We start from the raw sequence: 22,386 nt of genomic DNA on the forward strand, positions 1-22,386 counted from the left end.
TACTTTTTTACGTTTTCACGCATTGGCCCGGGGGGAGAACCGCGCCGTGGACAGGACATCTAAGCGCCCTTTATTTATTACACAGAGTAAAATAATTAACGGGATGATTGTTTGACGGCTATCACGTTTCAATCAGCCTTCCGGTAAAAATTTACATCAGCTTACATAAGTTGTATCCAGATGTTGCCAAAAAACCTTCACCGCCACTTTTGTGGCGGTGAACTTTACTCGCTTTGGCTATTAATTACGAGCCTTAAAATAATAAGCAGATCAAGCAGGTTGCAAGCGGGCGGGGTCAATGTGGAACAGCGTGGCAAAATTGTCGGTGGTCTGCTGAGCCAGTTGCTCCAGCGACACACCCTTCAGTACCGCCATGTATTCAGCAACGTCACGCACCAGCGCCGGCTGGTTCTCTTTGCCGCGATGGGGTACCGGCGCCAGGTATGGCGAATCGGTCTCCACCAGCAGACGATCCAGCGGAACATAGCGCGCCGCATCGCGCAGCTGCTCGGCGTTACGGAAAGTGACGATACCGGAAAACGAGATATAGAACCCCATGTCGAGCAGCTTACCCGCCGTCTCCCTGTCCTCAGTGAAACAGTGTAGTACGCCTCCGCAATCCGTCACCTTTTCTTCGCGTAAAATGGCCAGGGTATCGGCGCGAGCATCACGGGTATGCACGATCACGGGCTTGTTCAGCTCCCGGCCGATGCGGATATGGTCACGGAACGAAGTTTGCTGCTGGACTTTGGTTTCCGGGGTATAAAAATAGTCCAGTCCGGTCTCTCCCATCGCGACGACGCCCTCTTCCGCCGCCAGCGTGCGCAGCGTCTCCACCTCGTAGGGCTCATCCTGATTTAACGGGTGCACGCCGCAGGAGAAGACGACGTTGTCACGCCTTCCTACCAGCTCGCGCATACTGCGGTAGCCAGACAGCGTCGTGGCGACCGCCAGGCAAAATTTCACATCGCGTGCGGCCGCTTTTGCCAGTACGTCATCGACGTTTTTGTGCAGGGTTTGATAATCCAGACCATCAAGATGGCAGTGGGAGTCGACTAAAAACATAATGTCTCACTCAGAGGTGGGAGACGGGTAAAACCGTCCCGGGTTGCAGGTAATGTTCCCAGCGCAGCAGGCGCTCGGTGAGCAGCAGTTCGCGGTTGACGCCGACGACGTTCAGCAATTGCTCGCGGCAGGTACAGACGTCATGGGCAATCGCCTGCAGCCGGGCGGCGGGCAGACTGTGCGCCAGCTGCTCCAGCAGCGGCCAGACATCCGGGTTACTCACCAGGGCAATTCCCTGCTGTCGTTTTTGCGCATCGACCAGCAGCGATGCCAGCCAGTGCAGGCGAACCGCCGCCTGTTCATGATTGAGTATCGGCAGCAGCGCCAGCCAGTCACCGCTCGCCAGTGTGGTCGCCAGCGCCTGACACAGCTGCTGTCGCGCCGTCCACTGCGGCTCCTTAAGCAGCTCGAGCGCAGCGGCCGGCGCGCTGGCGCACAGACGTAACGCGGCCAGCAGCGCCTCCTGCGGCAGGTTCACCTCACGCTCCAGCCAGGCCAGGGCATAAGATTCCGTCGGCGGCGACAGGTGGTGCAGGCGGCAGCGACTGCGCAGGGTGGTCAGCAGACGCGCCGGCTCCTCGCAAGCGAGGAAGAACCAGGTATTTTCCGGCGGCTCCTCCAGCGTTTTCAGCAACGCGTTGGCGGCGGCATCGGTCAGCAAGGCGGCATCGCTAATCCATACCACCTTCGCCCCACCAAGACGCGCGCGCTCATAGAGCTTGTCGTTGACATCGCGCACCGCGTCAATACCCAGCGCGCTCTTGCCTTTCTCAGGGCTCAGCGGATAGTAATCGGGGTGCGTACCGGCCTGCATCAGCTGGCAGCTGTGGCAGTGACCGCAGCTTTTATGCCCTTCAGGCTGGCGGCACATCAGGAAGCGGCACAGCGCATAAATCAACGCCTCGCCGCCCATCCCGCTCAGGGACTGTAACAGTAAGGCGTGGTGGCCACGTCCGGCCTGATAGCTACCGACCAGTTGCTCGAACGAGGGGCGCAGCCACGGATACCATTTCATGCCGGTTGCTCCGCCATCCACTGGGCGATCGTGGCGCGAATATCGCGTGCGACGGCATCCAGCGGCTGCGTCGCGTCCACCGTGCGGATAGAAGGATCTGCCGCAGCCAGCTCAAGGTAGCGCGCGCGGGTACGATTGAAGAAGTTCATCGACTCCTGCTCAATGCGATCCAGTTCGCCGCGGGCGCGGGCGCGCTGCAGCCCCACTTCCGGCGTAACGTCGAGGTACAGCGTCAAATCGGGACGAAAATCGCCGAGAACGGCGTCGCGCAGCGTCGCCAGCATCGTGCGGTCAATGCCCCTGCCGCCGCCCTGATAGGCCTGGGTGGAGAGATCGTGACGATCGCCGATCACCCACTGGCCGCGAGCCAGAGCAGGCTTAATCACCGTCTCCACCAGTTGGACGCGCGCCGCGTAAAACATCAGCACTTCCGCTTTATCGTTAATCACTTCATCGCCCGTGGACTGGATATCCAGCACCAGGCTACGCAGTTTTTCAGCAAGGATTGTGCCCCCCGGCTCACGGGTAAACACCATATCGTGAATACCTGCCGACTGCAGCGTCTCCACCACCAGTTGACGTGCGGTGGTCTTCCCGGCGCCCTCCAGCCCCTCGATGACGATATAGTTACTGCGCATTTTTTTCCTTAAGTACTTTCAGATAGTCCTGCACCGCGCGGTTATGGCTGACCAGGTTTGTGGTAAACGTATGGCCCCCTTTCCCGTCGGCGACAAAATAGAGGTATGGTGTTTTCGCCGGATGGGCGGCCGCCTTCAGCGACGCTTCGCCCGGCACCGCGATAGGGCCTGGCGGCAGGCCGCTGATGGTATAGGTATTGTACGCGGTCGGCGTCTCCAGATCCTTACGCGTTAACTTTCCATTATACCCTTCGCCCATCCCGTAGATCACCGTTGGGTCGGTCTGTAAGCGCATGCCGATGCGCAGGCGGTTGATAAATACCGACGCGACGCGATCGCGCTCTTCCGCCACCGCGGTCTCTTTCTCAATAATCGAGGCCATGGTCAACAGCTGATTCTGATCGGCATAGGGCAGATTATCCATCCGTCCTTCCCAAACCTTCGCCACTTCGGTGACCATTTTCTGATGCGCGCGCTTGAGGATGGCGATGTCGCTAGTATTGGCGGTATACATCCAGGTATCCGGCCAGAACCAGCCTTCCACCCAGTCGGCATGGTCAAGACCTAACGCCTTAGCCACCGTCGCGTAGCTATCGTCTTCAAGCGTGTGCTTCACGTAGGGAGCATCGCGCAGCTGACGAAGGTAGTCGCTGACGCGCATGCCTTCGACAAAGCGCAGCGGAAACTGCGCCTCTTTGCCGCTGGCCAGCAGCTGCAGCATCTCGCGCACCGTCATTTGCGGCGTGAGGCGATAGGTCCCGGCCTTGAAGTGAGACAGCTCAGGCTCCATCCGCAGCAGCCACTGGAACACGCGCGGGCGATTGATCACCTTCTCGCGATAGAGATCCTGCCCCAGCGCCAGCCGGCCGGTGCCGGCTTCGAGGGTAAAGATGGTCTCTTCTTTAATCAGCAGCTTGCTGTCCGCCAGCTGGCGTACCTTCCACATTCCTGCCGCCGCGGCGATGCCCAACAGCACCACCAGCAACAGGATAAAACGTAACATTTTCTTCATACTAACCAGACAGCTCACACAAAGGGGCTAAAAAATGGTAAAGCTCGCGCGAGGACCAGACGGTCTCCTCCCAGCGACGAACCGGCACCAGCGGCATCAGCGCATTGCAGATCAGCACTTCATCGGCCTCCCGCAACGCCTCGGGACGCGCTGTCACTTCGACAACGCGAAACGTCGATGGTGCCAGCTGCGCGATACAGCGCTGCCGCATTATGCCGTTGACCCCGGCATAATCGAGTCGCGGAGTAAATACATCCCGTCCCTGACGCCAGAATAAATTCGCGGCACAGCATTCCGTAAGCCACCCGTCACTGTCAAGGACCAGCGCCTCATCGGCGTCCGTCTGTTCAAGATGAGAGCGAATCAGCACCTGCTCCAGACGATTAAGATGCTTCAGGCCAGCCAGCCAGGGGTTGCGCCCCAGGGTCACCGGGCTCCGGGTCAGGGTAATGCCCTCCTCCCGCCAGCGCGCGTAGTGCGCCGGAAGCGGAGAGTCGCTCAGAATACGGGTGGGCGACGCACAGCCCGCCGTGCTGTATCCCCTTCCCCCAACGCCGCGGGTAAGGGTCACCTTAAGCACGCCCTGCGCGTGCGGTCGAGCCAGACGCTGCATCTCGTCGCTTAGCGTCAGCCAGTCGTCAAACGGGATGCGTAATTTTTCGCAGGTTGTCTGCAAACGCTGCAGATGGGCGTCCAGTAACGCAACCTGTCCATGCTGTATACGGGCAGTGGTAAAACAACCGTCGCCAAACTGGACGGCGCGATCGTTCGCCGCCAGCGTGTCCTGTTCAACGCCATTTATCAAGAACATAAAGGACTCCTTTTCACTGGTCGGTGAGTGTCTCAGGACACGGAGCAGAGGACAAGTGGAGAAAGCCGAATAAAAAAGGCCCGACAATCGGGCCTTTTGTTAAAGCAGTACCGGGGCAAGCCCTGTCACACTTTTTTGAAGATCAGCGAACCGTTAGTGCCGCCAAAGCCGAAGGAGTTGCACAGGGTGTACTCCATACCGGAAACCTGACGCGCTTCGTGCGGAACGAAGTCGAGGTCGCAGCCCTCATCCGGGTTGTCGAGGTTGATCGTCGGCGGAACCGCCTGATCGCGCAGCGCCAGGATAGAGTAAATCGACTCTACCGCCCCTGCCGCGCCCAGCAGATGCCCGGTCATGGATTTGGTGGAGCTCACCAGTACGCGGCTCGCCGCATCGCCGAAGACAGACTTAACCGCCTGCGCTTCCGCTTTATCGCCAGCCGGCGTCGAGGTGCCGTGGGCATTGACGTAGCCGATCTGGCACGGTTCGATGCCCGCATCGCGAATGGCATTCACCATCGCCAGCGCGGCGCCCGCGCCATCTTCCGGCGGTGATGTCATATGGTAAGCATCGCTGCTCATGCCGAAGCCGACGATCTCGGCGTAGATTTTCGCGCCGCGTTTTTTTGCGTGCTCGTACTCTTCCAGCACCACCATGCCCGCGCCGTCGCCCAGCACGAAGCCGTCGCGATCTTTATCCCACGGACGGCTTGCCGCCTGCGGGTTGTCATTGCGCGTGGAGAGCGCCCGCGCTGCGCCAAAGCCGCCCACGCCAAGCGGGGTACTGGCTTTTTCCGCACCGCCTGCCACCATCGCATCGGCATCGCCATAGGCGATGATGCGCGCAGCCTGACCGATGTTGTGCACGCCTGAAGTACAGGCGGTCGCGATGGAGATACTTGGTCCACGCAGACCAAACATGATGGTCAGATGGCCGGCCACCATGTTAACAATTGTGGAGGGAACGAAGAATGGGCTGATCTTACGCGGTCCGCCGTTGACCAGCGAACTGTGGTTTTCTTCGATCAAGCCGAGACCGCCAATACCAGAGCCGATTGCGGCGCCAATACGGGTAGCATTCTCTTCCGTCACTTCAAGGCCAGAATCCTGCATGGCCTGAACGCCAGCGACAATTCCATATTGAATGAAGGCATCCATCTTGCGCTGCTCTTTGCGCGAGATGATGTCATCACAGTTAAAATCCTTTACTAAGCCAGCAAATTTCGTTGCATAGGCGCTAGTATCGAAATGGTCGATCAGGCTGATGCCACTCTGACCGGCAAGGAGAGCTTTCCAGGTAGACTCTACGGTATTGCCGACAGGAGACAACATGCCCAGTCCGGTCACAACTACACGACGCTTAGACACGTTTGTCCTCCAGGGAGGGAAAATAGATTCTTGTGGGACAAATAAAGATAAAACTCAGGCGGTCGAATGACCGCCTGGAGATGTTCACTTACGCCTGGTGGCCGTTGATGTAATCAATGGCAGCCTGAACGGTGGTGATTTTCTCAGCTTCTTCGTCCGGAATCTCAGTATCAAACTCTTCTTCCAGAGCCATTACCAGCTCAACGGTGTCAAGAGAATCAGCGCCCAGGTCTTCAACGAAGGAAGCATTGTTGGTAACTTCTTCCTGCTTAACGCCCAGCTGCTCGCCGATAATTTTCTTAACGCGTTCTTCGATAGTGCTCATACTCTTAAATTTCCTATCAAAACTCGCTTTCGCGATGGTTTTCGTAGTGTATAAAATGTTGAAAAATTTGCAACTAAATCCCGGCAGGTCTTACCACGATTTTGCGCTATTTTGAGGCCGTTTGCCCTAAGAACGCAAATCTTTTCGCACAAAACCGCACAGAGAACCGTGCGAAGTGCGCGGTTCCTGAACGTTTTGCACAAATCTCGGTCAGACCATGTACATTCCGCCGTTGACGTGCAGGGTTTCACCAGTGATGTAACTTGCTTCGTCAGAGGCTAAAAATGCAACCGCGCTGGCGATTTCATTTGGGGTGCCAAGGCGCCCCGCAGGAACTGCCGCCAGCGTACCCGCACGCTGCTCATCGGTCAGCGCACGCGTCATGTCCGTTTCAATAAAGCCCGGAGCAACAACGTTTACAGTAATACCGCGGGACGCAACTTCACGCGCCAGTGATTTACTGAAGCCGATCAGACCCGCTTTCGCCGCAGCGTAGTTGGCCTGACCCGCATTTCCCATGGTACCAACCACAGAACCGATAGTGATAATACGTCCATGACGCTTTTTCATCATAGCGCGCATTACCGCTTTTGACAGACGGAAAACCGATGACAGGTTGGTTTCGATGATATCGTTCCACTCGTCATCTTTCATGCGCATTAACAGGTTGTCGCGAGTGATCCCGGCATTATTCACCAGGATATCCACTTCGCCAAACTCTGCGCGCACATTTTCCAGAACAGATTCAATAGATGCCGGGTCGGTCACATTCAACATCAGACCTTTACCGTTGGCGCCTAAATAGTCGCTGATCGCCTGCGCGCCGCTTTCGCTGGTCGCAGTACCGATAACTTTCGCGCCGCGGGCGACGAGCGTTTCAGCGATGGCGCGGCCAATACCGCGGCTTGCACCGGTAACCAGCGCGATTTTTCCTTCAAAACTCATGGTTTTCCTCTTTTATTGCTCAAGCGCCGCAGACATCGCCGCCGGCTCGTTAAGCGCGGAAGCGGTCAGGGTGTCAACAATACGTTTGGTCAGGCCGGTGAGGACTTTACCCGGGCCAACCTCATACAGATGCGTTACGCCCTGAGCAGCCATAAACTCAACGGTTTTAGTCCACTGAACCGGACTATACAGCTGGCGTACCAGCGCGTCGCGAATGGCGTCCGGCGCGGTTTCGCACTTCACGTCGACGTTATTTACCACCGGGATCGTCGGCGCGTTGAAGGTGATTTTCTGCAGCTCAAGCGCCAGTTTCTCCGCAGCTGGCTTCATCAGCGCACAGTGAGACGGCACGCTCACCGGCAACGGCAGCGCCCGTTTAGCGCCCGCGGCCTTACAGGCGGCGCCTGCGCGTTCAACGGCCTCTTTGTGACCGGCGATAACCACCTGGCCCGGGGAATTGTAGTTCACCGGAGAGACGACCTGCCCTTCGGCCGATTCTTCACAGGCTTTGGCAATAGCCGTGTCGTCCAGACCGATAATCGCTGACATGGCGCCAGTACCTTCCGGTACAGCTTCCTGCATGAATTTGCCGCGCAGTTCAACCAGGCGAACGGCATCAGCGAAAGCGATAACGCCCGCGCAAACCAGCGCGGAGTATTCGCCGAGGCTGTGACCAGCCAGCAGCGCCGGCGCTTTGCCGCCCTGCTGCTGCCAGACGCGGTACAGCGCCACGGAGGCGGTCAGCAGCGCTGGCTGGGTCTGCCAGGTCTTATTCAGTTCTTCTGCCGGGCCCTGTTGCGTCAGCGCCCACAGATCGTAACCCAACGCTGCGGAAGCTTCACCGAAGGTCTCTTCAATGACCGGCCAGGTCGCCGCCATATCGGCCAGCATGCCTACGGCCTGCGAGCCCTGTCCCGGGAACACAAAAGCAAATTGCGTCATGTTTAAATCCTTATACTAAAAACGAACCAGCGCGGAACCCCAGGTGAAACCGCCACCAAAGGCTTCCAGCAAAATCAGCTGCCCACGTTGAATGCGGCCATCGCGGACGGCCTCATCCAGCGCGCAAGGGACTGACGCCGCGGAGGTGTTGCCATGGCGGTCGAGGGTCACTACGACGTTATCCATCGACATGCCCAGTTTCTTCGCCGTCGCGCTGATGATCCGCAGGTTTGCCTGATGCGGCACCAGCCAGTCCAGCGCAGAACGTTCAAGATTATTCGCGGCCAGCGTCTCATCAACGATGTGCGCTAACTCAGTGACCGCCACTTTGAAGACTTCATTGCCGGCCATCGTCAGATAGATCGGATTTTCCGGATCGACGCGATCGGCGTTCGGCAGGGTCAGCAGTTCGCCATAGCTACCGTCAGCATGCAGATGCGTCGAGATAATGCCAGGCTCTTCGGAGGCGCCCAGCACCACCGCCCCGGCGCCATCGCCGAAAATAATAATCGTCCCGCGATCGGTCGGATCGCAGGTGCGCGCCAGCACATCAGCGCCGACGACCAGCGCATAGTCCACCGCGCCGTTCTTGACATACTGATCGGCGACGCTCAGCGCATAGGTGAAACCGGCGCAGGCGGCCGCGACGTCAAACGCCGGGCAGCCCTTGACGCCCAGCATAGACTGAATCTGGCATGCCGAACTCGGAAACGCGTGCGTGCCGGAGGTGGTCGCAACAATGATCAGACCAATTTGCTCCGCGGACACGCCCGCCATCGCCAGCGCCTGCTTTGCGGCTTCAAAGCCCATCGTAGCAACTGTTTCATGCGCTGCGGCAATACGACGCTCACGGATACCTGTGCGGGTGACAATCCACTCGTCAGAGGTCTCTACCATTTTTTCCAGGTCGGCGTTTGTACGCACTTGCTCGGGCAGATAGCTGCCGGTACCAATAATCTTCGTATACATGTACGCTCAGTCACTCTTGGGTAATATACCCGCCTCGTTCAACCGCCGCGGCGTTAGTGGTGTCCATTTGTCCCGCTTTGCTGTCGGGCGTTCACGTCACTGTCGCTTTCCGGCAGCTCGAAACCAGCTGGGTATAAAGATTCCAGGCGCGCGGCGATCCGTTGAGGAATTTGCCGCTGCACCGCCTGCACTGCCTGCTCTATCGCGACGCTAAAGGCGCGTTGATTGGCAGCACCATGACTCTTGATCACGGAACCGCGCAATCCTAACAGACAGGCGCCATTATACTGGTCGGGGTTGAGGTGACTGAATCGCCTCGCCAGGCTTTTTTGTAACCAACGTTTTAGTAACAGCAGCCACCACGACCGTTTTTTGCCCTCTCCCTGAGATTTCAGCAGTGAAAGGAACATTCTGACAACACCTTCCATGGTTTTTAATGTGACGTTGCCCGTGAATCCATCACAAACCAGCACATCGGTTTTTCCGGTCAACAGTTCACTGGCTTCAAGATAGCCGATGTAGTTGAGGGAAGGCAGCGTTTTGAGCACTGCAGCAGCATCGCGGATGCTGCTGAGGCCTTTCATCTCTTCTTCGCCGATGTTCAGCAAGGCGACGCGAGGATTGGCAATGCCGACCACCTCTTCCGCCAGCACTGCCCCCATCACCGCGAATTGCACCAACATCGTGCTGTCGCAATCGACGTTGGCGCCGAGATCCAGCACCACGGTTTTGCCCTTCTGCTGGTGCGGCAGCACCGTCACCAGCGCCGGCCGCTCAATACCTTCAATCGGTTTGAGCAGCAGTTTCGCCAGGCCCATCAGCGCGCCGGTGTTCCCGGCGCTGACGCAGGCTTCCGCCCGCCCTTCTTTCACAAGCTCCAGCGCCACGCGCATTGAGCTTCCGCGACTGCTGCGGATAGCCTGTGCGGGTCGCGCATCACTGGCAATAACTGACTGCGCAGGAATAATCTGCAGACGCGAACGTTGTTCGAAGTCAGCTTTGGCGAGTAATGGCGTGATGGCGTCGGGATCGCCGACTAAAAGAAGTGTGAGTTGCGAATTAGAGTTCAGTGCCTGCAGTGCTGCAGGCACTGTCACGGATGGGCCGAAATCGCCCCCCATGACATCTAACGCCAGGGTTAGACGTGTCAAGGTATCGTCGCTGCCCGGTTCGGTGATTCCCCAGTTGCCCGGGGAGTCCTCACTAAGCTTCATCACGCTGGCACCCGCGAATTTTCACGCTGCAGACGCAACAATCCGGGCATTGACGCCTCTGGTTATCGGGTTAACCGAGTGCCCAGGTACGTACAAACCCGCCATGGCCTGCAACGGGAAATCCTGCGAGTATCGCGTGATTACTTAGCGATAACCTTGCGACCGCGGTAGAAACCGTCGGCAGTGATGTGGTGACGCAGGTGTTTCTCACCAGAAGTTTTGTCTACAGACAGGCTGGTGACTGCGGTCAGCGCGTCATGGGAACGACGCATGCCACGTTTGGAACGGGTTGGTTTATTCTGTTGTACGGCCATGGACCTTACTCCTCAATTACTTACGCTTTAAGCTGGCTAATACGGCAAATGGGTTTGGTTTTTGTGCCTCTTCAGGCAGTTCGCCAAAGACCATGTCCGCGTCGGACACTTCACAGTGTTCAGAATCATGCACCGGAACTACGGGCAGGGAGAGGATAATTTCATCCTCGACCATTGCCTGCAGGTCGATTTCACCGAATTCGTTAACCTCAATCGGCTCATACGCTTCCGGTAGTGCTTCGGCCTGTTCGTCATTTCTGACGGGGCTAAAACAATACGTGGTGTGGACGTGATGGGAGAACGGTTTCCCGCAACGCTGGCATTCGAGGGTTACCGTCACCTTCGCATCGCCTGTAATAACGGCGAGACGCTGGTTATCGATAGCGAACGACATGCTGCATTCCACATCGCTGTCCACGCTGACTACAGAATCGGCTACACGTTCAACCTGATCGCGGGCATAGATGCCTTCGTAATCAAGGCGTTTTTGAGCCGTGCGTACCGGATCAAGAGTCAGGGGTAATTTTACCTTTTGCATAGGGCGCGCATATTAACTTTGTAATGTCATAGAGTCAAAGAAAAAGGCAGCCTCAGGTTGCCTTTTGCCATTTATTCGCACACATTGCGGCGCATAGTTTAAGATGATGCTCTGCGAAGCGCTATATGTGGATGAAAAAATATGTCTCAACTTATCCTGGCGTCAACCTCTCCCTGGCGGCGCATGCTGCTGGAAAAACTGGGGTTACCATTTGAATGTGCGGCGCCTGACGTCGACGAAACGCCCCGCCCTGAAGAATCCGCGCGTCAGCTTGTCACCCGGCTGGCGCAGGCCAAAGCGCAGAGCCTGGCTTCGCGCTACCCCAATCACCTTATTATAGGCTCCGATCAGGTTTGCGTATTGGACGGTGAGATCACCGGCAAACCGCACACCGAGGAAAATGCCCGCAGGCAGTTGAGAAAGGCGAGCGGGTCGATCATCACCTTTTATACCGGCCTCGCGCTGTACAACTCCGCCAGCGGTCATCTGCAAACCGAATGCGAGCCCTTTGACGTCCACTTCCGGCATCTCAGCGATAAAGAGATCGAAGGCTATGTGCGTAAAGAGAACCCGCTGCAGTGCGCCGGGAGTTTTAAGAGCGAGGGGTTAGGTATTACGCTGTTCGAACGGCTGGAAGGCCGCGATCCGAATACGCTGGTCGGTTTACCCTTGATCGCGCTCTGTCAGATGCTGCGCCGCGAAAATTACAACCCGCTGTTAGGCTGAGGTAAAAAAAACGGCGGAACTGATTCCGCCGTTGCACTTATTTGCTCTTCCGTAGCACCTGTAGACAGTGCTTCAGCTGGTTATCCAGCGGCGCCTCAACGCGCATCACCTCCCCGCTCCCTGGGTGGGTAAACTTCAGCGCAGCAGCGTGGAGGAACAGGCGGTTTAAGCCGGTACCAGAGAGTTGCTTGTCAAATTCGCGGTCGCCATAGCGGTCGTCAAAGGCGATAGGATGGCCGGCATACTGGGTATGAACGCGAATCTGATGCGTGCGTCCGGTGACCGGACTGCAGCGCACCAGAGTGGCGAATTCATAACGCTCTTCCACTTTGAAGCGCGTCTCTGACGGCTTGCCTTCCTGACTCACGCGGACGATTCTCTCGCCGCTCTGCAAAATGTTCTTCAACAGCGGGGCCTGCACCACTTTGGTATGCGACTGCCACTGGCCGCGCACCAGCGCCAGATAGTCTTTCTGCATGCCTTTATCACGCAGCTGCTCGTGCAGCGAACGCAGCGCCGAGCGCTTTTTCGCCACCAGCAGCACGCCAGAGGTATCGCGGTCGAGCCGATGTACCAGCTCAAGGAAGCGCGCCTCCGGGCGCAGGGCGCGCAGCCCTTCAATCACGCCGAAGCTCAGGCCGCTGCCGCCATGTACCGCGGTACCGGATGGCTTATTGAGGACCAGAATATGATCGTCTTCATAGAGGATCACCTCAGAGAGCGCCGCCACTTTCTGCAGATGCGGCGATACCGCCTCTTCTTCACGTTCCGCCACACGCACCGGCGGGATACGGACTTCATCGCCCGCTTCCAGCTTATACTCCGGCTTCACGCGTTTTTTATTCACCCGCACCTCGCCTTTACGCAGGATGCGATAAATCATGCTCTTCGGTACGCCTTTCAATTGGGTACGCAAAAAGTTGTCGATACGTTGCCCCGCTTCATCAGCAGCAATGGCAACCATTTTTACGGTTGGGGTCTCAGTTTTCATGGTGCGCGATTCTAAATAGCCGGACGCATTAGCGCCACTCATTTTTATATGCTTATATTTATCATTATCCTGTTTTCACGGTTTGCCTGACCGCCATATTGTTTGTTATTAGAACAATCTGTATGGGCAGGTGATAAAACTGTGAGTAACCGGGTGATAAAAGGTGAAAGTCAACTTGCTATAACAAGGTTAGCAATGGAATAATGAGACCGTTTTCCGTATTGCATCTTGTTAGAACAAGACATTAGCGGAATGACCAGTTTTGTCTGACCGATCGCCCACGCAGCAATGGCGTAAGACGTTGTGATCTTTCAGACAGTTAGCGGGCTGCGGGTTGCAGTCCTTACCGGTACAGGCTCTATGGATTTCAAGTCGCAGGAAGGCGTCAACTCCGGGACTCCCGGGAGCTCATCTGGATCCGCTGATCGAGGTGAGCAGGTTAAGCCATCATGCCTGCAACGCGAAAGACGACGAGTATAAATGGAATATTCTCTGGTGATACATCCCAGGCTGTTCCCCTGAATAATTGCGCTGTGTTTCCGTTTGAAACACAGGCGACCGACACTCTGCGCCTCTTAAGCGCGCGACAACCGTGAGGTTGGCGACGTGAACCAGACACGAGGCCATCGGTTTTCCCCCGGAAAGGCATTACTCTGCCCGCAGCTTAGTCGTCAATGTAAGAATAATGAGTAAGTTACGATGAAAAGAATGTTAATCAACGCAACTCAGCAGGAAGAGTTGCGCGTCGCCCTTGTTGATGGGCAGCGCCTGTACGACCTGGATATCGAAAGCCCCGGGCACGAACAGAAAAAAGCGAACATCTACAAAGGCAAAATCACCCGCATTGAACCCAGCCTTGAAGCCGCGTTTGTTGATTACGGCGCCGAGCGTCATGGTTTCCTCCCCCTCAAAGAAATCGCCCGCGAATATTTCCCCGCCAACTACAATGCGCACGGCCGTCCTAATATCAAAGACGTACTGCGTGAAGGTCAGGAAGTTATCGTGCAGATTGATAAAGAAGAACGCGGCAACAAAGGCGCTGCGCTCACCACCTTTATCAGCCTGGCGGGCAGCTATCTGGTATTGATGCCGAACAACCCGCGCGCGGGGGGAATTTCCCGCCGTATCGAGGGCGACGACCGTACCGAACTGAAAGAAGCGCTGGCGAGCCTGGAGCTTCCGGACGGCATGGGCCTTATCGTTCGCACCGCTGGCGTCGGCAAATCTGCCGAAGCCTTGCAGTGGGACCTGAGCTTCCGTCTGAAACACTGGGAAGCGATTCAGAAAGCCGCGGAAAGCCGTCCGGCGCCGTTCCTTATCCACCAGGAAAGCAACGTCATTGTCCGCGCCTTCCGTGACTATCTGCGCCAGGATATCGGCGAAATCCTGATCGATAATCCGAAAGTGCTCGAGCTGGCGCGCCAGCATATCGCCGCGCTGGGTCGTCCGGATTTCAGCAGCAAAATCAAACTGTACACCGGTGAAATCCCGCTGTTCAGCCACTACCAGATCGAATCCCAGATTGAATCCGCCTTCCAGCGTGAAGTGCGTCTGCCGTCCGGTGGCTCTATCGTCATCGACAGCACTGAAGCGCTGACCGCGATCGATATCAACTCCGCCCGCGCCACCCGCGGCGGCGATATCGAAGAGACGGCGTTCAACACCAACCTCGAAGCGGCTGACGAGATTGCCCGCCAGCTGCGTCTGCGCGACCTCGGCGGCCTGATCGTTATCGACTTTATCGATATGACTCCGGTTCGCCACCAGCGCGCTGTGGAGAACCGTCTGCGCGAAGCCGTCCGTCAGGACCGGGCGCGCATTCAGATCAGCCATATCTCGCGCTTCGGCCTGCTGGAGATGTCCCGCCAGCGCCTGAGCCCGTCGCTGGGCGAATCCAGCCACCACGTCTGCCCGCGCTGCTCCGGCACCGGCACCGTGCGTGATAACGAATCGCTGTCGCTCTCTATTCTGCGTCTGATCGAAGAAGAAGCGCTGAAAGAGAACACCAAAGAAGTGCACGCCATCGTTCCGGTACCGATCGCCTCCTATCTGCTGAACGAAAAACGTGCCGCGGTGAGCGCTATCGAATCCCGTCAGGGCGATGTGCGCGTGATTATCGTGCCAAACGACGAAATGCAGACGCCGCACTACTCCGTCCTGCGCGTGCGCAAAGGTGAAGAGACCTCAACGCTGAGCTACCTGCTGCCGAAGCTGCATGAAGAAGAGATGGCGCTGCCGGGCGACGATGAGCCGGCAGAACGGAAACGTCCGGAACAGCCGGCCCTGGCCGCTTTTGTCATGCCTGACGCGCCGCCAGCCCCGATGCTTGAAGAGCCTGTCGCCGCGCCTGTCGCCGCAGCGGCACCGGTCGCGGCCACCGCACCGGCGCAGCCTGGCCTGCTCTCACGCTTCTTCAGCGCGCTGAAGAATATCTTCTCTGGCGCCGAAGAGGCCAAACCGGCTGAGGTTAAGGTCGAGAAGAAAGCGGAAGAAAAACCGGAGCGTCAGCAGGAGCGCCGTAAACCGCGCGCCAACAACCGCCGCGATCGCAACGACCGCCGTGAAAACCGCGACAATCGTGACAACCGCGATAACCGTGACAATCGTGACACTCGTGCGGACAATGCCGAGGGCCGTGAACCGCGCGAATCGCGTGAAGAGAACCGTCGCAACCGTCGCGAGAAGCCGTCGCAGAATGTGGAAGCCCGTGATGTTCGCCAGACCTCAGGCGACGACGCGGAGAAAGCGAAATCCCGTGACGAGCAGCAGCCGCGCCGCGAACGCACCCGCCGCCGCAATGACGACAAACGTCAGGCGCAGCAGGAAGCCAAAGCGCAGACTCGCGAAGAGCCGGTAGCGCAGGAGACGGAGCAGGAAGAGCGTGTGCAGACCCTGCCGCGTCGTAAACCGCGCCAGCTGGCACAGAAAGTACGCGTTGAGTCCGCTGTCGTTGAGCAGGTTGCCGAGATCGTGCCAGAAGCCGTAGTGGCGGAAGTTATCGCTCCGCGCAGCGAGCCGGTGAAAGCCGAGCTGCCAGCAGTAGTGGAGAGCGTGGCGGACCAGGACGAAAATGGCGAATCCCGTGAAGCGAACGGTATGCCGCGTCGCTCACGTCGTTCCCCGCGTCACCTGCGCGTCAGCGGTCAGCGTCGTCGTCGCTATCGTGACGAACGCTATCCGACCCAGTCGCCAATGCCGCTGACCGTGGCCTGCGCATCGCCGGAGATGGCTTCCGGTAAAGTCTGGATCCGCTACCCGGTGGTTCGTCCGCAGGATCAGCAGTCGGAAGAGGTTCAGGTTCAGAACGACAACCTCGTGGAAACCGTCGCGGCCGTCGCGACCCCGGTTGCCGTCGTTGAAACCGTTACCGCTGCCCCGGTCACCGTCGAGCCGGCTACCATGGAGCCGGTTACCGCCGAGCCTGTGGTCGTCGAGCCGGTCGTAGCCGCCGAGCCGGTGGTGGTTGATGCTGCGGAAGGTATCGCGCCAGCAGCCGTCGAGCCAGCGCCGCAGGAGCTGGTCACCGAAGCGCCGGCTGTCGAAGCGCCTCAGGCTATCGCGCCAGCGACGCTCGACGCCGAGCCGGTGGTGGTAGAACCTGAAGTGGTGGAAACGGCGCCTGTCGTTGAAGCGCCAGTGGAAACCATCGCGCCGGCGGCGGAAACCGCAGTTGAAGCACCGGTTGTCGAAGCCGCGCCTGTCGAGCCGGTCAAAGTCGAGCCTCCGGTGAGCAAGCCGGTAGTGGTGGCGGGTCATCGCCATGCCACCGCGCCAATGACCCGTGCGCCAGCGCCGGACTATGTCCCGGAAGCGCCGCGCCACAGCACCTGGGTGCGCCCGCCATTCGCTTTTGAAGGCAAAGGCGCCGCCGGCGGTCATAGCGCCACCCATAAAGCCACCGCTGAACCGACCCGCCCACAGCCCGTCGAGTAAGCGTGCTAAATAAAAAACCGGCCTCCTGGCCGGTTTTTTTATGCGCTTTGCGGAGGCTGCATGCCGGCGAGGTCCGGCATGATCTCCCGCATCAGGTCGAGGAATTTACGCAGCCGCGTCGGATAATAGCGCGCCCAGGGATAGACCAGGTGGACCGGCAGCGAGGCGGGACGCCACTGCGGGAACAGCTCTGTCAACCTTCCGGCAGCAAGATCCTCCGCCACGGCCCAGCTGGACACCATCGCCACCCCCAGCCCCGCCAGCGCAGTGTTACGCGCGACGTAAAGGCTGTCGGTGCTCAGACAGGGGGTGATCGCCGTGGAGACGAGCTGCCCGCTGACCTGATGTCGGAGCCGCACCTCATGCTGATAAAAGGTGTTAATGGCGATCCACGGCAGGCCGGATAACGCCTCCAGCGAGGTTAACGGCGGGTACTTCGCCAGCAGTTCAGGGGAGGCCACCACGCAGCGCGGCACTTCCGCCAGCAGCACGGAGACCGTGGCCGGATCCACCTCCGCCCCCACGCGGATGGCGCAGTCGATATTATCGCTGAGAAAGTCGACAGTATTATCATTCAGCATCCACTCCACCGACAGTTGCGGGTGGCGCTGGAGAAAGGCGACCAGCGGCCCCAGCAGCTGCTGCTGGCCAAAAGCGTGCGGCGCCCTCACCCGCAGCACCCCCACCGGCCGATCGTCGGCAATACGCAGGTCGTCTTCCAGCGCCAGCCAGGCATCCACCAGCTGGCGGGCGTGACGGTAGCAGCGTTCGCCATCGTCAGTGAGCTTCATCGCATGGGTGGTACGCAGGATCAGCTTGACTCCCAGCAGCCCTTCAAGGGACTGCAGGCGGCGGCTGACGGTCGCCTGGGTGGTCTCCATCTGCCCCGCCGCGGCGGAGAGCGACCCTGCCTCTATAATACGAATATAGGTACGCATCAGCTCAATGCGATCTATACGCTCCTGTCTTTTCATTTTTCTTTTGCCTATACGTGCTACGTATAACCGTTTTACCACCAGCCCGGCTACCGCGCCAGCCGCATTCAGGGAAAAATAGCCCCATTGCATTCACGAGGTATTGATCATGACACCGACTTCCCTTTCCACCCGCGACGCAGGCTGGATTATCTTCATTCTCGCGCTCGGCGCCGGCTTTAGCGTCGCCTCTATCTACTACGCGCAGCCGCTGCTGCCGTTGATGGGCGCCAATCTCCACCTGACGGTAGAAGGTATGGGTCTGGTCCCTACTCTGACGCAGGCGGGTTATGCGCTCGGCATTCTGTTCCTGCTCCCGCTCGGCGACCGCCACGATCGCCGCCGGCTGATTTTGGTGAAAAGCGCGCTGCTGGCGCTCCTGCTGCTCCTGTGCAGCCTCACCGGCCAGCTCAGCTCACTGCTGGTGGTCAGTCTGCTGATCGGTATGGCGGCGACCATGGCGCAGGATATCGTCCCTGCGGCGGCGATCCTCGCCCCGGCGGGCAAGCAGGGCAAAATGGTGGGCACGGTGATGACCGGGCTGCTGCTGGGGATCCTGCTTTCCCGGACGGTCAGCGGCGTGGTGGGCGCAGTGTTCGGCTGGCGGGTGATGTATCAGGCGGCGGCGGTCAGCGTGGCGCTGATTGGCCTGGTGATGTGGCGGGTGCTGCCGCGCTTCGCCATTCACTCGACGCTGAGCTATCCGCAGCTGATGGCCTCAATGGCGCATCTGTGGCAGCGCTACCCGGCGCTACGCCGCGCTGCGCTGGCTCAGGGGGCGCTCTCTGTCGCCTTCAGCGCCTTCTGGTCGACGCTGGCAGTGATGCTCTCCGAACACTATCACATGGGCAGTGCGGTAGCGGGCGGCTTTGGTATCGCCGGGGCTGCCGGGGCGCTGGCCGCGCCGCTGGCCGGCGGACTGGCCGATAAATTTGGCGCCGGTAAAGTGACTCAAATGGGGGCGGCGCTGGTCACCGTCTCCTTCGCCCTGATGTTTATACTGCCGCTGCTGCCACTGCATGGCCAGCTGGCGCTGATTGCCCTGTCGGCGATTGGCTTCGACCTTGGCCTGCAGTCAAGCCTGGTGGCGCATCAGAACCTGGTGTATGGCCTCGAGCCGCAGGCCCGCGGCCGCCTTAACGCCCTGCTGTTTACCGTGGTCTTCATCGGGATGTCGCTGGGGTCGGTGCTGGGCAGCAAGCTGTACGTGCTGGCCGGCTGGAACGGGGTGGTTACCCTGGCGGTGGTCAGCGGGGCGATCGCCCTGGCAATCCGCCTGCTGGAGAATGCCCGTATCGTCGCTGCCGAACGCCGCGCATCATAAAAAAACCCGCTTCGCCTGAGGCGAAGCGGGTTCATCCATTCCCGCACAACCGCTTAGGCTGTACGTCGGGCAAACTCTTTCACGCGGAAGCCCAACAGCAGCAGTGTGGCGAAATAGGCCACCACCCCGGCGACAACCACCACCAGCAGGCGCATCAGACGGAACGGCATCGTCCCCAGCGACCACTCCGGCATGATATGCATGACGCCCAGCAGCGCCGCAGCCATAACCAGCACCGCAGCAATCAGACGCAGCAGGAAGGCCAGCCAGCCCGGTTGCGGGGTAAAGATCTTCTGTTTACGCAACTGCCAGTAAAGCAGCGCGGCGTTCAGGCAGGCCGCCAGGCCAATGGACAGCGACAGACCCGCATGCTTCAGCGGGCCGATAAACGCCAGGTTCATCACCTGGGTCATAATCAGGGTGACAATAGCAATCTTGACCGGGGTCTTGATGTCCTGGCGGGAATAGAAGCCCGGCGCCAGCACCTTCACCACGATAAGCCCCATTAGTCCCACGGAATAGGCCACCAGCGCGCGCTGGGTCATTGCCGCATCAAAAGCGCTAAATTTGCCGTACTGGAACAGGGCCACGGTCAGCGGTTTGGCGAGGATCCCCAGCGCCACCGCGCTCGGCAGCGCCAGCAGGAAGCAGAGACGCAGCCCCCAGTCCATCAGCCGGCAATACTCGTCATGATTACCGCTGGCGAAGCTTTTTGACAGCGATGGCAGCAGGATAGTGCCGAGCGCCACTCCCAGGACACCGGACGGAAACTCCATCAGACGGTCGGCGTAGTACATCCAAGACACCGATCCCGACACGAGAAACGAAGCGAAGATAGTATTGATAATAAGGGAGATCTGGCTTACCGACACGCCAAGGATCGCCGGCCCCATCTGCTTCACCACCCGCATCGCGCCGGCATCTTTCAGATTGATGCGCGGCAGGACCAGCATGCCAATTTTCTTCAGGTGCGGCAGCTGGTAGGCCAGCTGTAGCACGCCGCCGACCGTGACCGCCCAGGCCAGGGCCAGCACCGGCGGATGAAAGTACGGTGCGGCAAACAGCGCAAAGCCAATCATGCTGACGTTGAGGAACGTCGGCGCAAAGGCCGGCACCGAGAAGCGGTTCCAGGTATTAAGGATCGCCCCCACCAGCGAGGCGAGGGAGATCAGCAAAATATAGGGGAAGGTAATGCGCAGCAATTGGGTAGTCAGCGCAAATTTATCGGCGGTATCAGCAAACCCGGGGGCGGTGATGGTGATCACCCACGGCGCCGCCAGCATCCCGATAACGGTGACGATCGCCAGGGCCAGGGTCAGCAATCCGGAGACATACGAGACAAACACCCGGGTGGCATCTTCGCCCTGCTTGCTTTTATATTCGGCAAGGATCGGTACAAACGCCTGAGAGAAGGCGCCTTCGGCAAAAATACGCCGCAGCAGATTAGGCAGTTTAAAGGCGACGAAAAAGGCGTCGGTCGCCATCCCGGCGCCAAAAATGCGCGCCACAATCGCATCGCGGGCAAAGCCCAGCACGCGCGAAAACATGGTCATCGAACTGACGGCCGCCAGTGATTTTAAAAGGTTCATTACGCTGTTATTCCAAACCCTGGAGTAAAACGCCCGCAAATGCGGGCGCTGGAAAGTGGCGATAGTCTACCGGGTTCAACATGAATTACTACTGTCAGTTGTTACAACGGATTATTCGCTGATGGCGTCGCGCCAAAGTTTGTCGACCACCCGCTGAGCCAGCAGCGCCTGTTCGCCTGCGGTTTCAGGAACCGTCTGATTTTGCACGCATTCGATAAAATGGCGCGCGCAGCCGACAAAGCCGCGCTGCTCAAGGGTGGTTTGCCAGCTGGCGACCGGGCGCTGGACCACGCCGTGACCGCACTCCTCCTGCCATTCGCGCATCTCGCTGACGGCATATAGCCCGCCATCCGTAACCGCCTGCACCCACTCGCGCTGGCTGCCTGCGCGGCGGTGCATGCTGGTGGTGACCTGCAGCCGGGGCGAACTGAACTGGTGTTCGGCATACAGCATCTCGCCCTGCGGAGTGATCTGTAGCGCGCCACCGCGCAGACGCGCCTGACCGTCGGCCAGCCATAGCGCGGTATCCACCACGTGCAGATAGTCATCAAGCAGGGTAAAGCGCAGATCGTTGCCCACGCTATCGCTGCGGTGCTTATCCATCCGCAGCGAGGCCGCCTCGCCCAGCCGCCCCTTTAGCTCCCGATAGAGCGGTGCGAAGCGGCGATTGAAACCGACCATCAGCGTCAGACGACGCCGCGCCGCCAGCTCGACCAGCGTCTCCGCCTCACTCAGCTTGTCCGCCAGCGGTTTATCTACGCAAACATGAACCCCGGCATTCAGCAAATGATTCACCACTTCATAATGTGAAGCCGTCGACGTATGAACAAAGACCGCATCGCACTGCGCCGCCAGGGCATCCAGCGATTCAGCGTATGGCATTCGCCAGGTTTCGCAAACCCGCAGCGCCTTCTCTTTTCCCGGCGACCAGGCCGCCTGCAGCGTCCAGCTTTCCGCCGCCCCCAGAACCGGCAGCCACGCTTTCTGCGCAATACCGCCCAGGCCAACCACCCCGATGCGCAATCTTGTCCCCACGTTTAGTCCCCCAGATGGTGTAACAGCGAATCGAGGCGCGCTTTCAGCTCCGCCACCTCGCCTTCCAGCGCTTCAACCCTGGCACGCAGATCGTCTTCCTCTTCCAGCGGCGAGAGTGCTTCCACTGTCGTGATCAGTGTGTCCATGTCGTCGCAAAACAGATGCATATAGCGGCTTTCCCGTTTCCCCGGCTCCCGGGGCAGACGGGCGACAAAGGGACCATCTTCGCGGGTCGCCAGCCCTTCCAGCACGCTTTCCACTTCCGCCATATCGCTGAACTCATGCATCCGCTGCGCCCGACTGCGTAATTCACCCGGCGTCTGGGCGCCGCGCAACAGCAGCGTCGTCACCACCGCCACCTCGCCGGCGCTGAGCTTCAGATCGCCAAATTCGGAGTTGCAAAAGCGCTGCTCATACTTAGTGACCCGATTGCCGAAGCCACTGACCGTACGCAGATAATGGCGTTTCACCAGGGTATCCAGCAGAGCCTGGACTTCGCCTTCGCTCAGCGACATCACCGGCTCGCGGTTGGTTTTCTGATTGCAGGCGGTCACTACGGCATTCACCGACAGCGGATACTGCTCAGGCGTGGTGACCTGCTTTTCCAGCAGACAGCCAATGACGCGCGCTTCGTGCGCGGTTAACTGATATTTCATCCT

At 58.9% G+C, this 22,386-nt stretch carries 21 protein-coding genes; 3 read left to right on the top strand and 18 right to left on the bottom strand.

What is annotated here, in order from left to right; genetic code table 11:
* Positions 1-270: 270 nt before the first annotated feature.
* The 13 genes from ACQUTI_RS08705 to yceD form a co-directional block, all read right to left on the bottom strand.
* On the bottom strand, positions 271-1,065 hold the full coding sequence (locus ACQUTI_RS08705) for a metal-dependent hydrolase (RefSeq protein WP_064150310.1): 795 nt from the start codon (positions 1,063-1,065) through the stop codon (positions 271-273).
* Positions 1,066-1,075: 10 nt separating this feature from the next.
* Positions 1,076-2,080, bottom strand: coding sequence for a DNA polymerase III subunit delta' (holB, locus tag ACQUTI_RS08710; RefSeq protein WP_060656436.1), 1,005 nt, complete (start codon positions 2,078-2,080; stop codon positions 1,076-1,078).
* Positions 2,077-2,718 (bottom strand): dTMP kinase, encoded by a 642-nt coding sequence (gene tmk / locus ACQUTI_RS08715; RefSeq protein WP_004204566.1) that lies wholly within the window; start codon positions 2,716-2,718, stop codon positions 2,077-2,079. Before tmk ends, holB begins: the two co-directional genes overlap by 4 nt.
* Complete coding sequence (yceG, locus tag ACQUTI_RS08720) at positions 2,708-3,730, bottom strand: cell division protein YceG (protein WP_057214306.1); 1,023 nt, start codon at positions 3,728-3,730, stop codon at positions 2,708-2,710. Before yceG ends, tmk begins: the two co-directional genes overlap by 11 nt.
* 1 nt (position 3,731) lies before the next feature.
* Positions 3,732-4,541: an aminodeoxychorismate lyase gene (gene pabC / locus ACQUTI_RS08725; protein WP_057214305.1), complete on the bottom strand. Its 810-nt coding sequence runs from the start codon at positions 4,539-4,541 to the stop codon at positions 3,732-3,734.
* 125 nt (positions 4,542-4,666) lie between these two features.
* Complete coding sequence (fabF, locus tag ACQUTI_RS08730) at positions 4,667-5,908, bottom strand: beta-ketoacyl-ACP synthase II (protein WP_065904860.1); 1,242 nt, start codon at positions 5,906-5,908, stop codon at positions 4,667-4,669.
* Positions 5,909-5,996: 88 nt separating this feature from the next.
* On the bottom strand, positions 5,997-6,233 hold the full coding sequence (acpP, locus tag ACQUTI_RS08735) for an acyl carrier protein (protein ID WP_000103754.1): 237 nt from the start codon (positions 6,231-6,233) through the stop codon (positions 5,997-5,999).
* A 210-nt stretch (positions 6,234-6,443) separates the two neighbouring features.
* The gene (fabG, locus tag ACQUTI_RS08740) at positions 6,444-7,178 is read right to left on the bottom strand and encodes a 3-oxoacyl-ACP reductase FabG (RefSeq protein ID WP_002899294.1); all 735 of its coding nucleotides are present in this window, start codon (positions 7,176-7,178) and stop codon (positions 6,444-6,446) included.
* A 12-nt stretch (positions 7,179-7,190) separates the two neighbouring features.
* Positions 7,191-8,120, bottom strand: coding sequence for an ACP S-malonyltransferase (gene fabD / locus ACQUTI_RS08745; protein WP_254465551.1), 930 nt, complete (start codon positions 8,118-8,120; stop codon positions 7,191-7,193).
* A gap of 15 nt (positions 8,121-8,135) precedes the next feature.
* A complete protein-coding gene (locus tag ACQUTI_RS08750) occupies positions 8,136-9,089 on the bottom strand; it encodes a beta-ketoacyl-ACP synthase III (protein ID WP_043523193.1) in 954 nt (317 codons plus the stop codon).
* A gap of 53 nt (positions 9,090-9,142) precedes the next feature.
* Positions 9,143-10,240 (bottom strand): phosphate acyltransferase PlsX, encoded by a 1,098-nt coding sequence (gene plsX / locus ACQUTI_RS08755; protein WP_205841332.1) that lies wholly within the window; start codon positions 10,238-10,240, stop codon positions 9,143-9,145.
* 203 nt (positions 10,241-10,443) lie between these two features.
* Positions 10,444-10,617 carry a 50S ribosomal protein L32 gene (rpmF, locus tag ACQUTI_RS08760; RefSeq protein WP_000290724.1) on the bottom strand — a complete coding sequence of 58 codons (174 nt, stop codon included), beginning with the start codon at positions 10,615-10,617 and terminating at the stop codon, positions 10,444-10,446.
* Positions 10,618-10,633: 16 nt separating this feature from the next.
* Complete coding sequence (gene yceD / locus ACQUTI_RS08765) at positions 10,634-11,155, bottom strand: 23S rRNA accumulation protein YceD (protein ID WP_017900733.1); 522 nt, start codon at positions 11,153-11,155, stop codon at positions 10,634-10,636.
* A 141-nt stretch (positions 11,156-11,296) separates the two neighbouring features.
* On the opposite strand from yceD, the gene ACQUTI_RS08770 reads away from it, so the two are divergent.
* Positions 11,297-11,881 carry a Maf family protein gene (locus ACQUTI_RS08770; protein ID WP_004204559.1) on the top strand — a complete coding sequence of 195 codons (585 nt, stop codon included), beginning with the start codon at positions 11,297-11,299 and terminating at the stop codon, positions 11,879-11,881.
* Between the two features lie 37 nt (positions 11,882-11,918).
* On the opposite strand, the gene rluC is transcribed toward ACQUTI_RS08770, so the two are convergent.
* On the bottom strand, positions 11,919-12,872 hold the full coding sequence (gene rluC / locus ACQUTI_RS08775) for a 23S rRNA pseudouridine(955/2504/2580) synthase RluC (protein ID WP_012542245.1): 954 nt from the start codon (positions 12,870-12,872) through the stop codon (positions 11,919-11,921).
* A 699-nt stretch (positions 12,873-13,571) separates the two neighbouring features.
* On the opposite strand from rluC, the gene rne reads away from it, so the two are divergent.
* Complete coding sequence (rne, locus tag ACQUTI_RS08780) at positions 13,572-16,805, top strand: ribonuclease E (RefSeq protein WP_048323660.1); 3,234 nt, start codon at positions 13,572-13,574, stop codon at positions 16,803-16,805.
* 38 nt (positions 16,806-16,843) lie between these two features.
* On the opposite strand, the gene ACQUTI_RS08785 is transcribed toward rne, so the two are convergent.
* Positions 16,844-17,872, bottom strand: a complete 1,029-nt coding sequence (locus tag ACQUTI_RS08785) for a LysR family transcriptional regulator (protein WP_428923242.1) — start codon at positions 17,870-17,872, stop codon at positions 16,844-16,846.
* Between the two features lie 16 nt (positions 17,873-17,888).
* On the opposite strand from ACQUTI_RS08785, the gene ACQUTI_RS08790 reads away from it, so the two are divergent.
* Entirely contained in the window at positions 17,889-19,103 is a 1,215-nt protein-coding gene (locus ACQUTI_RS08790) for an MFS transporter (protein ID WP_004204552.1), read from the top strand.
* 53 nt (positions 19,104-19,156) lie between these two features.
* On the opposite strand, the gene murJ is transcribed toward ACQUTI_RS08790, so the two are convergent.
* The 3 genes from murJ to ACQUTI_RS08805 all read right to left on the bottom strand — a co-directional run bounded on the left by murJ (position 19,157) and on the right by ACQUTI_RS08805 (position 22,383).
* Entirely contained in the window at positions 19,157-20,692 is a 1,536-nt protein-coding gene (gene murJ / locus ACQUTI_RS08795) for a murein biosynthesis integral membrane protein MurJ (protein WP_004204551.1), read from the bottom strand.
* A gap of 111 nt (positions 20,693-20,803) precedes the next feature.
* Positions 20,804-21,715 (bottom strand): Gfo/Idh/MocA family protein, encoded by a 912-nt coding sequence (locus ACQUTI_RS08800; RefSeq protein WP_072140422.1) that lies wholly within the window; start codon positions 21,713-21,715, stop codon positions 20,804-20,806.
* 14 nt (positions 21,716-21,729) lie between these two features.
* Positions 21,730-22,383 (bottom strand): YceH family protein, encoded by a 654-nt coding sequence (locus ACQUTI_RS08805; protein ID WP_004204549.1) that lies wholly within the window; start codon positions 22,381-22,383, stop codon positions 21,730-21,732.
* Positions 22,384-22,386: the final 3 nt, after the last annotated feature.

Source organism: Klebsiella sp. 7-CIP_Kleb. (assembly GCF_050378655.1).
Taxonomy (GTDB): Bacteria; Pseudomonadota; Gammaproteobacteria; order Enterobacterales; family Enterobacteriaceae; genus Klebsiella; species Klebsiella quasipneumoniae.